Source organism: Rhodospirillaceae bacterium, assembly GCA_040219235.1.
GTDB lineage: Bacteria > Pseudomonadota > Alphaproteobacteria > Rhodospirillales > Rhodospirillaceae > WLXB01.
In genome coordinates, this window is the sequence record JAVJSV010000011.1 from 771,669 (window position 1) to 783,108 (window position 11,440).

The 11,440-nt window shown below is 54.7% G+C and carries 12 protein-coding genes; 6 read left to right on the forward strand and 6 right to left on the reverse strand.

All coding sequences use genetic code 11. The features are described from left to right. Window positions 1-29: 29 nt before the first annotated feature. Genes RIC29_07595 through RIC29_07610 form a run of 4 tightly spaced genes read right to left on the reverse strand, consistent with a single transcriptional unit; the run spans window position 30 to window position 3,720 of the window. The gene (locus RIC29_07595; protein ID MEQ8734772.1) at window positions 30-1,166 is read right to left on the reverse strand and encodes an ABC transporter permease; all 1,137 of its coding nucleotides are present in this window, start codon (window positions 1,164-1,166) and stop codon (window positions 30-32) included. Further along, window positions 1,166-2,095, reverse strand: a complete 930-nt coding sequence (locus RIC29_07600) for an ABC transporter ATP-binding protein (protein MEQ8734773.1) — start codon at window positions 2,093-2,095, stop codon at window positions 1,166-1,168. Before RIC29_07600 ends, RIC29_07595 begins: the two co-directional genes overlap by 1 nt. A gap of 10 nt (window positions 2,096-2,105) precedes the next feature. Then, window positions 2,106-3,071 carry an HlyD family efflux transporter periplasmic adaptor subunit gene (locus tag RIC29_07605; protein MEQ8734774.1) on the reverse strand — a complete coding sequence of 322 codons (966 nt, stop codon included), beginning with the start codon at window positions 3,069-3,071 and terminating at the stop codon, window positions 2,106-2,108. Next, window positions 3,055-3,720, reverse strand: coding sequence for a TetR/AcrR family transcriptional regulator (locus RIC29_07610; GenBank protein ID MEQ8734775.1), 666 nt, complete (start codon window positions 3,718-3,720; stop codon window positions 3,055-3,057). Before RIC29_07610 ends, RIC29_07605 begins: the two co-directional genes overlap by 17 nt. 433 nt (window positions 3,721-4,153) lie before the next feature. On the opposite strand from RIC29_07610, the gene RIC29_07615 reads away from it, so the two are divergent. The 4 genes from RIC29_07615 (at window position 4,154) to RIC29_07630 (ending at window position 8,532) form a co-directional block, all read left to right on the forward strand. Continuing rightward, window positions 4,154-5,407, forward strand: a complete 1,254-nt coding sequence (locus RIC29_07615; protein ID MEQ8734776.1) for an MFS transporter — start codon at window positions 4,154-4,156, stop codon at window positions 5,405-5,407. Between the two features lie 342 nt (window positions 5,408-5,749). After that, the gene (locus RIC29_07620) at window positions 5,750-6,895 is read left to right on the forward strand and encodes a Rieske 2Fe-2S domain-containing protein (protein ID MEQ8734777.1); all 1,146 of its coding nucleotides are present in this window, start codon (window positions 5,750-5,752) and stop codon (window positions 6,893-6,895) included. Window positions 6,896-7,030: 135 nt separating this feature from the next. Further along, window positions 7,031-7,903: a hypothetical protein gene (locus RIC29_07625; protein MEQ8734778.1), complete on the forward strand. Its 873-nt coding sequence runs from the start codon at window positions 7,031-7,033 to the stop codon at window positions 7,901-7,903. Between the two features lie 101 nt (window positions 7,904-8,004). Beyond that, a complete protein-coding gene (locus RIC29_07630; protein MEQ8734779.1) occupies window positions 8,005-8,532 on the forward strand; it encodes a hypothetical protein in 528 nt (175 codons plus the stop codon). A 3-nt stretch (window positions 8,533-8,535) separates the two neighbouring features. Here RIC29_07630 and RIC29_07635 read toward each other — a convergent pair whose 3' ends face one another. Both RIC29_07635 and RIC29_07640 read right to left on the reverse strand, forming a co-directional pair. After that, a complete protein-coding gene (locus RIC29_07635; GenBank protein MEQ8734780.1) occupies window positions 8,536-9,384 on the reverse strand; it encodes a DUF1838 family protein in 849 nt (282 codons plus the stop codon). Window positions 9,385-9,414: 30 nt separating this feature from the next. Then, complete coding sequence (locus tag RIC29_07640) at window positions 9,415-9,813, reverse strand: MAPEG family protein (GenBank protein ID MEQ8734781.1); 399 nt, start codon at window positions 9,811-9,813, stop codon at window positions 9,415-9,417. A gap of 89 nt (window positions 9,814-9,902) precedes the next feature. On the opposite strand from RIC29_07640, the gene RIC29_07645 reads away from it, so the two are divergent. Then, window positions 9,903-10,394 (forward strand): VOC family protein, encoded by a 492-nt coding sequence (locus RIC29_07645; GenBank protein MEQ8734782.1) that lies wholly within the window; start codon window positions 9,903-9,905, stop codon window positions 10,392-10,394. 29 nt (window positions 10,395-10,423) lie between these two features. Beyond that, window positions 10,424-11,425 carry a CpcT/CpeT family chromophore lyase gene (locus RIC29_07650; protein MEQ8734783.1) on the forward strand — a complete coding sequence of 334 codons (1,002 nt, stop codon included), beginning with the start codon at window positions 10,424-10,426 and terminating at the stop codon, window positions 11,423-11,425. The last annotated feature ends 15 nt before the right edge of the window (window positions 11,426-11,440 follow it).

Below are 11,440 nucleotides of genomic sequence, written 5' to 3' on the forward strand. Positions count from 1 at the left end.
CTTTGGCAGGGGGCCTGCGATGAAAGCGCTTAGTCCAAAGTGCGCCGGTAGCGCAGCATGGCGACGGCCCCTGCAACCACTGTAAACGCGAGCATGGCGTATATCTCCTGTTGAACGTCGGCAAAGCCACCCCCTTTCAACATGACACTGCGGATCACGCGCAGGAAGTGGGTGAGGGGCAGAACTTCCCCGACGGCTTGTGCCCAGTCCGGCATGCCTCGGAAGGGAAACATGAAGCCAGACAGCAACAACGACGGCAGAAAAAAGAAGTATGTTAACTGCATGGCCTGCATTTGGGACTTGGCGATGGTCGAAAACGTAAACCCAACGGCGAGGTTGGCAATGATGAAAATCGTCAAGCCAATGACAAAGGGCGCCGCCCCACCGATAAACGGTACAGCGAACAGATAGTGTCCCGCCAGCAACACCACAAGGGTTTGAATGATGCCCAGTCCAACATAGGGCGTGATTTTTCCGATCATGACCTCGAACGGCCGCGCGGGCATGGCCATGAGGTTTTCCATGGAGCCTCGCTCGACTTCGCGAGTCATCGACATCCCCGTAATCATAACCAGAGTCATCGTGATGATGACGCCCAGCAGTCCCGGAACAATATTATACTGCGTAATACCTTCCGGATTATAGCGCGGGTGGATCACGATTTCGACGGGGGACGGGTGCTGAGCCAGAGAGGCTAACGGCCCCTTTAGGTCATGTCTGAGCGCTTGCGTGATGATTGTCTCCGCGCGGTTTAATGCATTCGAGGCCGCAGCTGGGTCACTGGCATCCGCCTCAATCAAAAGCTGCGGCCGGTCACCGCGGACCAGACGTTCGGTAAACCCAGATGGGATCGTAATCACAAAGGCGACGTCACCGGCGGCCAGCAACGTCGCGCTGACTCTGGGGTCGCTATGATGCGATACCATCTTGAAGTACCCCGACGTTTCAAGCCCGGTCAGCAGGGTGCGCACAATCGGGCTCTGCTCTTCGCTGATCACCGCTGTCGGCAGGCCTTTCGGATCGGTGTTAATCGCAAAGCCGAAGAGAATGAGCATAATCAAAGGCACGCCAAGCATCATTGCCGCCGTCAAGCGGTCCCGTCTCATTTGAATGAGCTCTTTGAGGAAAATCGCGGTCATTCGCGACCAGGTTTCTGCTCCTCTCATCAGGCGTGGCTCCTGACGTCGGCGCCCGCTTGCGTCATGAGTTCAATGAAAACGTCTTCGAGCTTTGGCCGCACCGGCTCCCAAACCAAACCAGGGTCGCCGACAGTGGCGGTGGCTTTGTCCAGCAACGCCCGGTCGGTTCCACTGACGTGCAAGGCGGATTCCATATAAGCGGCATGGGCGACGCCAGGCTGTTTGAGCATCGCATCGGTCAATTCACGCGCGCCGTCGCTGGCGCAACGGAGTGTCACCAAGCCCGACCGTTCAATAATGGCGTCGACCCGACCCTGGATCAGGATCTTACCGTTGGCCAGATAGACAATGCGGTCGCAACGTTCAGCTTCATCCATGTAGTGCGTAGAGACCAGAACAGTGACGCCCGCGTTGGAGAGGTGGTGAATCTCATCCCAGAATTCTCGTCGCGCTTTCGGGTCGACACCCGCGGTTGGTTCATCCAGTAACAACAGTTGAGGGTGATGCATGGTCACAGCGGCCAAGGCCAGGCGTTGTTTCCAGCCACCGGACAACTCACCGGCCAATTGCGTTTGTCGCTTGGTCAGCCCAAGGGTTTCGATGGTTTCATCGACCTGCGTTTTGAGGTGCGGCAGATGATAAAGCCGCGCGACAAATTCCAAATTCTCGCGGATTGTTAAGTCCGTCCAGAACGAGAATTTTTGGGTCATGTACCCGGTCATCCGCCGGATCAAAGGGGCGTCTTTCAGGATATCCAATCCCAGGCACTGCCCAGTGCCGCTGCTTGGTTTTAACAGACCACAAATCATCCGAATTGTAGTGGTCTTGCCTGACCCGTTGGGGCCAAGAAATCCCCACACCTGTCCTTTGGGCATCTGGAGATCGACCCCATCCACGGCGGTCTTTGTCCCGAAGTGCTTGACGAGTCCATGAACATCAATTGCGGTTTCGGTCATGGTGACTGGATCATGGCAGATGCACGTCAACGGGCTGTCCGGGGCGCAGGGTAACTCGGCTATCGAAGGTGCCTTCGACCAGGAACATTAGTTTCTCGCGCACGCCGACGCTGTAAATGACAGGCGGTGTAAATTCAGCTTCTGTGGCGATGAAACGAATGTGCGCTGTGACCCTGTTCGGCAGGCCATCACTTGAAACCTCAATCATCTGACCCGGTGCCACCAAGTTTAAGTCTGCCTGTGGTACAAAAAAGCGCAGCTTGAGACCGTCTGGGGGCAAGAGTGCCACAACCGGTGCCCCCGATGTCACGTATTCGCCAGGGCGATGAAAGATCTCTTCGACGCGTCCGGCAACACCCGCTGTAACACTGCGTTGAGACAGGCGCCACTCCGCCTGGGTCATGGCCGCCGCCGCCGCCTCCCGTGCTGCAATGGCGGCGTCCCGTGCCGCGTCCCGTCCGGCGAGGCGTGCAACATCAATGTTCTGTTTTAGGGATTGCACCCGCGCTTGTGCTTTTTCCTCGTCCGCGACGACCTGGTCTCTCCGGGAGAGGGGGGCCACACCTTGTTCAGCCAACTGCGTCCAACGTTTGCGTTCCGCACGTGCCAAGGTCAGGCTTGCCTGGGCCTCTTGCAATTCAGACCTGAGGACCTCCAGTTCCGCGTCCCGGGCGCCCGTTTCCAAGTCACGTTCCAGGGCCGCCGCTTGGTCGTAGCGGCTTTTTGCTTCCGCCAGGGCTGCGACTTCTAAACCCTGTTCAAGCGTGAACATGATACGCCCCTGTTCAACGTCTTCTCCTTCGCGGAGGTCATTGTCTTCCAGCCACCCAGCCGCGGGAGCAGAGACATAAATATAATCGGCTTCAACATAGCCAGTGTACGAACCGCTCACGTCCTGTGAATCACAGGCGCTCAGGAGACTTAGAACGACGATTGCAACAGTCGCGAGCGGTAGTGACTTAAGAAGCGGCGTCATGGTGGTCCTCCTGATGTTGAGAGGGCTGTGTCTCATGGCGGGGAGCCAACGCGCGTATCACGTGGGCACCGTGCAAGGCGAACAGGGCGTTCAGATCCATATGGTCCTCCGGTTTTTTCTCAAACAGGATGTGCCACAACATCGAAAACACCAGAGGGGCGATAAACAGGCGGGCTGTTAAATCAGAGTCCTCAAAGGCGAAATCGCCCTCCCGTCGACCACGTTCCAATAGTCCGGCAATCAGCGCAAGGCCGCGATCAATAACAGCCTCTTTGTAAGTCGTTGCGACTTCAGGAAATCGGTTGCCATCCGCGATCATGACTTTGACAACGCGGGGCAGCATCGACTGCCGAATCATTTCAGGCGCAAATTTCAGGAGGCCTTCAATGGCCATGCGCGCAGAAGGCGCAGACGTGGTCAGTCCCTCCATGTACTCAAGTTTGGGGACGGCGATTGTGTCCACCAGACCTTTAAACATCGCCTCTTTGGACTCGAAATAGAGGTACAAGGTGCCCTTCGAAAAACCCGCGCGTTTTGCGATGTCATCGACTCTGGCAGCGGCAAAGCCTTTGTCGAAAAACTCGTCCATAGCGGCGTTCAGAAAGGCCGCCCGGCGTTGATCTTTTGCTTCTTCGGTGCGAGCCCGCATACCAACCCCTTATATAACTGACCAGTCAGTTATATAAGGGGTTGGTACAAATAGGCAAGACGCGGTGTCATTACGCTTTCCATAAGTCAGCGAAAGAGGTCGCTAGATTGAATGCGCCAAGCCACGAAACAATGTTGTGCATGGGCTGGTTTCAAGGTCTGAGCTACCAGTTCAGGCATTTGGTAATGATACAGCGGCCCTCACCAGCGCGGGACCGCTTACTTTTTTTGGGTTTGGCAGTGACCTCATGCCGTGGGGCTGAAGCTGAAGGTCGACAAAACTAAGCGGGAATATCCAGTCAATGATTAGAATAAGTTCCCAACAACTTTCTCATGATGGTCTTCAACGCAAAACTGTATTCTCATTCACCCTAGGTGGAGGCAGCATTAAAGCTTCGTAAGCTCACATTAGAGATTAGGTATATACTGATAAAATGACGGCCTCCCTCGCGCCTATCGCGGCCCTGCTTCTGAGCGTCGCCTTTCTTCTTACGGGCAATGGTCTTCTCGGTACGCTATTGCCCATTCGCGCTAGTATTGAAATGTTCTCAACTCTAGAAATCGGCATTCTGGGCTCGTCGTACTATCTCGGCTTCGCCGCTGGGTGTATTTTTGGTCCACGCTTGGTGCACCGGGTCGGTCATATTCGGGCGTTCACGGCGATGGTCGCAATCGTCTCGGCTGCGGCGCTTGTCCACGCCATGGTTTCTAATCCTCTTATATGGTGGTTGCTCAGAGCTGCAACCGGGTTCTGTTTCGCAGCGCTGTTCGTGATCATCGAGAGTTGGTTAAATGAGCGCTCAACGAACACGACGCGCGGCACCATTTTTTCCATTTACACCATTATCAATCTGTCAGTGATCACGCTGGGACAATTGATGATCATCCTCTACGATCCTGCCACGTTCTCGCTCTTTGCGATTGCGTCCATTCTTGTTTCCATTGCGGCCGTGCCGGTTGCGATGAGTGTGGCGCAAGCCCCTAACCAGATTGAGAGCACCAAAATCCGCATTCCGCACTTATTCAAATTATCGCCTGTCGGTTTTTGTGGGTGTTTGGTGGTGGGACTGGCTAACGGCTCTTTCTGGGCGCTTGGTCCGATCTTTGCTCAGCAAAGCGGTATGCGTATTTCAGATATCGCCATTTTCATGAGTGTAACGGTTATTGCTGGTGCACTCAGCCAATGGCCGCTTGGCCGAATGTCAGACACGTACGACCGCCGCACGGTCATACTTGGGGTCTGTCTGGGGGGTGTTCTATCTGGGATTTTTATGATTCTATTCGGCCAAACCTGGGAGAGCGGAATACTCGTATTCTCATTTTTCTTCGGTGCCTTTGCCTTGCCCCTCTATGCGATCTCAGTCGCCCATACGAATGACTTTGCGGCGCCGGAAGATTACGTGGAGGTGGGCAGCGGTCTTCTCCTCGCCTACGCTGTCGGCGCGGTGATTGGACCCTTCGTTGCCTCCGGTTTTATGACCTACGCGGGGCCGAACGGGCTGTTCGGCTTCACGGTGCTTGTTCACGCGGCCCTGGCAGTCTTCACCGTTTACAGTTTGCGAATGCACGCACGGCCCCCAGAAGACGCGCGCGCCACGTTTAACGAATCGCTGCTGATTGCGAACACAACGTCGGCCATCAATCCTGCATCTGAACAATCAAGCACGCCAGAAACTTCACGGTCATGATGTATCGTCTGATGCATCACCTCTACCCCCACGAAATAATATTATACATGGGCTCGTTTCGATCTCCCTTAAGTCCTTGATTTCATTCAATACAGGCGGGCGTGCATGGGCTCGTTCCAAGGTCGGGGCGGGGATGGTTTTTTTGACCCGCCAATAACAGCTGTTTTCAGTGCCTTGTGTTGTCCTGGGTCTTCACTCCAGGTTCGCCCCCAACATCGTCCATTGATCCAAAGCAATTCGCTTTTCGTAAAGTTGTTATATGAGTATGATGTTTGTTCTAATGGTCGCATTTACACGCACCTTGACGTGCGGCGGCTCTAAGATACGGGGAGGACTTGTCTCATGTTGATGAACAACTGGTATGTCGCAGCCACCAGCGAAGATGTCACCGATACGCCCTACCGCAGCCGTATGCTGGGCGTTGATTTCGTGTTGTACCGTGATGAGACCGGCAAGCTGTATTGTATGTCTGATGTCTGCTGCCATCGTGGCGCGGCGCTGCATCGCGGCCAGGTCAAAGACGGCTGTATCGCCTGTCCCTATCACGGCTGGGAATTCAATGGCGAGGGCACCTGCGTTAAAATTCCGGCCATGGAGGGGGACATCACCATCCCCAAGCGCGCTCGCATTGATGCCTATGCCGTCGAAGAACGCCTCGGCCTGATCTGGGTGTTTGTTGGCGATCAGGCCGAAGCTGACCGCCCTGAGATTCCCGATTGGTTTCAGCCGTATCTGGACAATCCAGAGTGGCGGGTGCTGCGCTACAACTACGAATGGACCGATTGCAACTGGGAACGTCTGTGCGAGAATTCTCTGGATACCTCGCATCCGTCCTTTGTGCACAAACGCTTCGGCAATCGGATTGCCCCGAAGGCCACCATTGTGCCCATCGAGCCGACGGAATACGGCGCTAAAGTGACCCGCGTGCGGGCCGCCCCCGCCGCCAGTCAGAAGCGCGGCGCGATTGCCGATCTGCTGCCCAAGGATCGCAAAACCACCAAGGTCACCGTTGAGTGGAGCATGATCGCCCTGGTGGAAATGCTCTACCAGGAGATGACCACCGAAATCACACAGGTGTTGTTTTCGGCGCGCACGCCGGTCGATGAGCACACCGTCATGTCCTACGGCTTTCAGGCCCGCAACTTCCTGATGGAGCCAGAGCACGACGCCGATCGCCTTGAGGGGCTGTATGAGGCCGTCGCCGAGGACCACGACATCGTCAAGCACCTCAAGCCTCAGCATACCGTGACGTCGAATGCGCGCGAAATGCTGGTCGAGTCCGATGGCATGGAATTGGCGTTTCGCAATATGGTCGCCAAGTGGCGCGATATGGGCCGCTATATTGATGGCGAGACCTTAGCGCGCGACAGCAAACGCGAAGTGTTTGTGGTGCCGTCCTACGCCCGGGCCGCTGATCCCAAGGGCTGGGTCCACCAGACCGTGCCGATGCTCTCGGGCAAGAAGGCTGTGTCAGAAGCCGCTGAATAGTGGGGTTTCTCGATTCTAGCGTAATCCAACCTGCGGCGGGTCAGTTAATTGTTGGGCATTTATCTGTTTTCAAGCGTGACTCCCTGGAAACCAGCGTGATTTAATCTTCTCAGTGTTGAGGGAGGATATCGGATCATGCTGGGGAAGTTTTACCGTCCACCATTTGTTGGCATGATTGCCTTCATCACGGTCCTGATGGCACAGCCACTGGGGCACACGCTGTTCGTCATGCTGAAGCCACTTTTTGGCTCAGCGGATGAGGCCTCCTTTCCGGCAAGCTTTCTCTGCGGGCTGATCGGGTTTGTGATGGTTTGGATCGGCCTCAAGAAGCAGGAAACGGCGGCCACCTGGCTGGGATTTGTCGGTGCCATTCTCATCTGGACGGGCTGGTTTGAGTATTCCTGGGAGCTGTTTGCCCACCTCCTCAATGTTCAACCGCTGTATACTGGCGCAGGTGACTTGGCGATGAGCCCCGGCCTTCAGGTGATCCAAGCGTCTGGTATTATTATGCTCGCGGTCACCGTTCTTTTGTACTTCAACCGCGAAACCCGCTGCACGGCTTTCAAATGGCTGCATCGCAAAGCCCATATGAACCCGGGTAAGGCCAGCTCGGGTAAAGACCGGGACTATGCCCGCATCACGGCACTGGAAACCATTTTTGTGATTTGGTTTATCTACGTGATCAATCTCACCTTGTATGATGAGCGCATTCTGGGCGCGGATCACCCTGTGACCTATGCCGTGTTCTTCGGGTTTCTAATCTGGGCGATTTATCTGAATACGCGACTGATTAAATATGCCCGCATGGCACCCGCCGTGCGTTACGCCATTCCGACGACTGTGATCACCTGGCTTTGTGTTGAAGTGTTGAGCCGTTGGGGCATCTTGACAGAATTCTGGTTGATGCCAGCTGACTATGCGCTGGAAATGGGACTGGTTGTTGGGGCCTTCATTGTTGCCGGAATCGCCATCTACCTGACGCCTGAACGTGGTGAGGAAAAGGCTTAGTCGAAGCAGGCGCTTTAGTGTTGGTCGCGTGCTTTTTCTTGCACTTTTTCATCAGCAGTCTATGACCTAACTGTGCTGAACCGACCGTGAGAAGAGGCGTTATGCGGAATTCAATTTTTGGCGTTATGGCCGCGGTTGTCTGGTGTTTGGCTGTGCCATCACTGGCGCAGGACGTCACATTCCCAACGCTTGAGGCGCGTACCCTCAATAAGGACCGCATCACGGTGCCTGAAGATTTCAGTGCGGCCCGGAATGTGCTTTTGATTTCCTTTGGCCGCGATATGCAGGAGCCGGTTGACGCTTGGGAGGCAGCCCTGACACCGCTGCGCGAGCAGTCAGACAGCGTACAAGTCTATAATACGCCGCTTATTCCCAATCCCGGCGCGCTGGTGCGCGGATTTATCAACGGTGGCTTTCGCGGCATCTACAAAGATGAGGCTTTGCGCGATCGGGTTATCATTCTCTATGTGGAGGAAGACGAAGTTTTTCCACTGCTGCGCATCAGCGAAGACACCAAGACTCAGCCCCTGGTGTTGGTCACCGATCAGGCCGGAGGGATTCTCGGGAGAGTCTCCGGCCTTGCCGATCAGGCGAACGTTGCGGCAGTGACCGCCCTCGCCACGCAGTAGGTTTTACGCCCACGGGTCGTCTATAAAGCCCGGGCGACGATCATCTAAAAATGCTTTCACACGCGCCGGAATTTCAGCCGTGCTCGCCAATTTGCGACCGACCAGTTCAAAGCTGCAAACGCCAGCCCGTTGCCCCATGCGCATCCATGGGTACCATCCGCCAATAGATTGATAATGCAAAGAGGTGGGCACGAAATCTTGATCAAGGTCGTTCAACTCGGCGCGATAGGTCGCGAGGGAAGTGCTGGACTGCACAGGACCCTGATAGGTCAGAGGGTCAGCAGCCGGGTTCGGTTCTGGCCGAATGGATTTTGTGATCAGACGCTCCTGCGACCAAATCACCGGTCCATTGATAATGGGCTCTGTGATTTCGCCCTCAATGTGGCGCATCTTTGCCATGCGGTCGACCGGGACGTCCCATTGACCGTTCGCATCAAAGGATAACTCTTGCGAGGACTTAAAATGTGTTGGTTCGCAGGCTAGTCCATTCATGGGGTTTACCCAGCTATCGGCCAGTTCACCGGTTTTGGGGTCTTGCCAAAATCCGCACTCGATCATCTTTTGGTCAACGCCGCCGTTATCGCGCAGGGTCATGGTGTTGAAGCTAAGACCATCAACCCTAAACAGTTGGCGGGCAATCTCGCCCTCTGGTTTGCCCCAGTACGCCCCGCTGTAGGCCCAGAGGCCATCGCTGCCATCCAGGTTGCCACGCAGTTGAACATAGAGTTTGTTCTTGTTGATTTCGCTTTGTGCGAAGGCTTTTGCTGATGAAAGCCCCAAAAGTCCCATGCTGGTCAGTCCACCAGCCAAAGCCGTGCGGCGGGTCAGGGGTGTGAGCGGTCGAAGCGTCATAGAAATGCTCTTTCTAGGTCGAAAAGCTGTTTATAGAAGGGCCATCACGGTGCCAACCAGAGCACCAAGAATAAGCACGATTGTTGTCAGTGATGAGACAGCAAAGCCGCCGCTGCGTTTTTCTGGCGCTTTGTAATACCCCTGAGCGTAGAGGATGCGGCCGATGGCAAAAATAGCGCCGAGCACGCCCGCTGCTAAATCTCCCCAGGCAAAGGCAAACAGCCACAACGCCGGGAAAAACATGATCAGTTGTTCCAGCATGTTTTGGTGCACGCGGTTGATCCGCTGAAATTCTTCTGGTCCATCAACGGACGGCGGTTTGACGTCATACTTAAAGCGGGCGCGCCCTACCTGGATCATGCAATAGAAATACACAAAGAGCGCGCCAATCGTCGCCAGGGCCGTTAAAGTATAATCTTCGAGTATCATGATAAACCTCGTGTGTAATTTGTCTGCCGCTCTGTCATTATAGAGCCATTATGAGAGTAGGCTGTGTCACCGGCAATGGGGAAAGCAAAATGACTGAACGCACAAGTCCCGTGAAACGGACAACGATTTTCTGCCGCGATATCGAGAAATCCTTGAGTTTATACCGGGATATCCTGGGGTTTTCTGTCGCCGAGGACAAGAACGTCGCTGGCCCGGCGATGGCCAAGATGATCGGTCTGACCGATTGCTCCATGCATATTTGCCATCTCAGAGCCAACAACAGCGAAGATGGCCTGATCGGGTTATATGAGATCACGGCCGATGATGTGCCGGAAACGTCTCCGCCACCGCCGGGCGTTATTCACCTGGGGCAGGTCGCGATCGTCGTAAATACAGACCAGCCGGATGAGATATATGCGGATCTGGAGGCCAAGGGATATCCGTTCCTCACGCCGCCGACCAAGTACGTCAAAGAAGAAGACAGCGATTATATGAAAGCCGGCACCTACACAGAGATGATTTTCTATGATCCAGATGGGGTGTTAGTAAGTGTCATGGGGTACGAGCCCAAGGTTGGCTAAAAATACAAGTTCAATAGGGAGGTCAGGTCATGCGGATGATTTTGATTGCGACTATATCGCTGCTGATGTCGATGTTTGCAGCGGCTTCAGCCCAGGCGCAAACGTTTAGTAAGGGCGAGCTTGAAGGCCATCTGCGGTTAATCATGCAATGGTGGCCCGGTGAGTATGACAATCACGAACAGATCGTGCGTCAATCCGGTGGTGGTATTTCTGTCCACGTTTACGAACCAGTGTTCCGCATCCATTCCCATTACGTCACGCTGGATATGCCTGAGTTGGGCGATAACGTCCTGTATGTGGAAGAATATCTGAACAACGACCCGGCAAATATTTCACGGATCCGGATTTATAATCTCAGTGTCGACGAGGCGGAGCAGGCCGTAAAAGTGCAGCTCTATGCGTTCAAAGAGGGTCATGATCACATGGTTGGGGCACGCCTTGACCCTGAGCGTTTGTCTGACATTAAACTTGATGAACTGCGGGCGTTCTCTGAGCCATGCACAGTTTATATGCGCTATGAGGGCGGGCAGTTTAATGGCGGCATGAAGCGGGACTCCTGCGGTGATAAAGAATGGTTTGAATACCAAGTCGTGCTCGGTTCCGACTACAACTGGACTCGTGACCGACTGATCAGCCGTGAGACCGGTGAGGTGACTTGGGATCAGACAGAAGGCGCGAACTATGCCTGGGTTCAAATGCGCAAAGCGCGCTGGTTTGTCTGCACCGTGAATTACAATCTTGAAGGTGACATGCGTAAGACAGAGTTTCTGACCGAGATCGAAGTGCATGACCAGGGTGGCCAGACCGATATCGCGTGGCCCGATGGGCGGACCTTGGAATTTCAATTGCATACGCGCGAGTTTTCATCGCCCTCCGAACGTGAGTTTCCGTTGTTCCGGATTCATGAAAAAGGTAACTACGTTCCTATCGGTTATGGTTATGCCGTTGATGATGCTGACCGCTTTGGCCTAAATCTGGGATGGTTTTATACGCTCTGCCGTCTCAAAGACCAGGGAGCGCCGCGGCCATAAGGGCTGTCGCAGGTA